The following is a 2,491-nucleotide window of genomic DNA, read 5'->3' on the forward strand; positions in this document are numbered from 1 at the left end:
GCGCGCGCGCCGATCCACGCGCCGCGGCGCACCGCCTCGGGCACGCTGCGGCCTTCGAGCAGCGCGCTGACCACGCCGGCGGCGAAGCCGTCGCCGGCGCCCACGGTGTCGACCACCTCCTTCACGGGGAAGCCTTCGACGTGGCCGGTGCCGGCCGCGTCGCTGTCGTAGTACGCGCCCTCGGGCCCCAGCTTCACCACCACCAGCTTCGCGCCGCGCCCGCGGTAGAAGCGCGCCACGCCTTCGGGCGTCGACTCGCCGGTGAGCAGGCGGCCTTCTTCCATGCCGGGCAGCACCCAGTCGGCACGCGCCGCCAGGTCGTTGATGCATTCGCGCATGCGCGCCTCGCCGGCCCACAGCGTGGGGCGCAGGTTGGGGTCGAAGGAGATGCTGCGGCCAGCCGCGCGCATGATCTCCATGCTGCGCAGCGCCGTCGGCAGCGTGGTGTCGGAGACGGCGGCGAACACGCCGGTCGCATGCAGGTGGCGCGCCGAGCGCAGCCAGGCCTCGTCGATGTCCTCCGGCCGCATGTGGCTGGCGGCCGAGCCCTTGCGGTGGTATTCCACCGGCGGGTCGCTGCCGTCGATGACGCGGCCCTTGAACTGGAAGCCGGTGCGCTGCGCCGCGTCGCAGATGACGTGCGAGCAGTCGATGCCCTCGGCCTGCATGGTGGCCAGCAGCGCGCGGCCCATCGAGTCGGTGCCCAGCCGGCTGGCCCAGCCCACCTTCAGGCCCAGGCGGGCCAGGCCGATGGCGACGTTGGTCTCGGCGCCCGCGGTGCGCCGGTGGAACATCGTGGCGTGCTCGATGGGGCCGGGCTCGGCCGCCACCAGCAGCAGCATGGCCTCGCCGAAGGTGGCGACGTCGAAGGCGGTGGGTTCGGTCATGGGCATCCTCTCGCGGAGCGCACCTGTGCCAGCTGGGCCTGCGTGACGGCCAGCAGGTCGTTACCGGCCAGAGGGTATTCGATCGCGTGCGGCACCTCGGCCGGCAGCGCGCGCAGCACGGCGCGCCAGGGCGCGGCCGACTCGGCCAGCGGCACCGCCACCCACTTGTCGGGCCGGCGCTGCACGCCCTTGCAGTGCACGTAGCGCACCTGCGGCGCGAAGGCGCGCGCCGCCTCCAGCGGGCACTCGCCCAGCCAGTGCCAGTTGCCCATGTCGAAGGTCATGCCAAGGTCGAGGCCGGCCGCGTGCTGCGCCGCGAAGAAGCGCTGCAGCGCATCGAGCGTGCCGGCCGAGGGCGTCTGGTCGTTCTCGATCAGCAGCTCCACCGGCTGTGCCGCCAGGCGCTCGCGCAGCGCGACGAGGCCATCACGGGAACGCGCAGCATCGAAGCCGCCGATCGCCATCTTCAGGCGCGGCGCCTGCAGCAGCGCGGCGCGGCGCAGGCCCTCGTCCAGCGCGGCCGTGTCGAGCGCGCCGCCGGGCGCGAACAGCCCGTCGGGGCTGGAATAGACGGCCGCCCGGCCGCGCAGTCCGGCCAGCTCCGCCGCGGGATCGCGCAGCAGCTCGCCGCGCACCTCCACGCCGTCGGCGCCGGCTTGGATCGCCAGCTCGGTGCACCAGCGCTGGCCGTGGCGCAGCAGCTCGGCCGCGCCGAAGGACGACAGCGAGATCAGCAGCACGGCCATCGTCAGTGGTGCGAGCTCAGGATCTGCCCGAGGAACTGGCGCGTCTTCTCGTTGCGCGGGTTGCCGAAGAACTCCGCCGGCGGCGCCTGCTCGATGATGCGGCCGTCGGCCATGAAGATCACGCGGTCGGCCACGCTGCGGGCGAAGCCCATCTCGTGCGTCACGCACAGCATGGTCATGCCGTCCTCGGCCAGGCCGATCATGGTGTCGAGCACTTCCTTGACCATCTCCGGGTCGAGCGCGGAGGTGGGCTCGTCGAACAGCATGATCTTCGGCGCCATGCACAGCGCGCGGGCGATGGCCACGCGCTGCTGCTGGCCGCCCGAGAGCTGGCTCGGGTACTTGCCGGCCTGCTCGGGGATGCGCACGCGGGTGAGGTACTTCATCGCCACCTCCTCCGCCTGCGCCTTGGTCATGCCGCGCGAGCGCATCGGCGCCAGCGTGCAGTTCTGCAGGATCGTGAGGTGCGGGAACAGGTTGAACTGCTGGAACACCATGCCCACCTCGGCGCGCACGGCGTCCACGTTCTTCCCGCCCGCCGTCAGCTCGATGCCGTCCACCACGATGCGGCCCTGCTGCACCGTCTCCAGCCGGTTGATGCAGCGGATCAGCGTGGACTTGCCCGAGCCCGAGGGGCCGCAGATGACGATGCGCTCGCCCGCGCGCACCGAGAGGTCGATGCCGGTGAGCACCTGGAATTCGCCATACCACTTGTTCACCCCTTCGAGGCGGATGATCGGTTCGTCGCTGGCGGGCGTTGGCGTCATGGTCGGGCTTTCCGTGCGTTCAGGCCGATGTCACTGGAACTTCGGGAAGTCGCTCTTGAGCCACTTCTGGTAGAGCTTGTTCAGCTCGCCG

3 protein-coding genes are annotated in these 2,491 nt (G+C 71.8%); all 3 read right to left on the bottom strand.

Annotation, left to right across the window (positions count from 1 at the left end):
* On the bottom strand, positions 1 to 887 hold an 887-nt coding region (locus tag ACIY1X_RS25045), incomplete at its 3' end, for a sugar kinase (protein WP_399686020.1).
* Entirely contained in the window at positions 884 to 1,633 is a 750-nt protein-coding gene (locus ACIY1X_RS25050; protein ID WP_399686022.1) for a sugar phosphate isomerase/epimerase family protein, read from the bottom strand. The genes ACIY1X_RS25045 and ACIY1X_RS25050, both read right to left, overlap by 4 nt.
* Before the next feature lie 2 nt (positions 1,634 to 1,635).
* Entirely contained in the window at positions 1,636 to 2,400 is a 765-nt protein-coding gene (locus tag ACIY1X_RS25055) for an amino acid ABC transporter ATP-binding protein (protein ID WP_399686026.1), read from the bottom strand.
* Positions 2,401 to 2,491: the final 91 nt, after the last annotated feature.

It is taken from the genome of Xenophilus sp., assembly GCF_044462705.1.
Lineage (GTDB): Bacteria > Pseudomonadota > Gammaproteobacteria > Burkholderiales > Burkholderiaceae_C > Xenophilus > Xenophilus azovorans.

What these genes read in the sequence shown, in the direction of transcription:
- ACIY1X_RS25050 (WP_399686022.1), bottom strand. Translation starts at nt 1,633, where the DNA reads ATGGCCGTGCTGCTGATCTCGCTGTCGTCCTTCGGCGCGGCCGAGCTG.
- ACIY1X_RS25055 (WP_399686026.1), bottom strand. Translation starts at nt 2,400, where the DNA reads ATGACGCCAACGCCCGCCAGCGACGAACCGATCATCCGCCTCGAAGGG.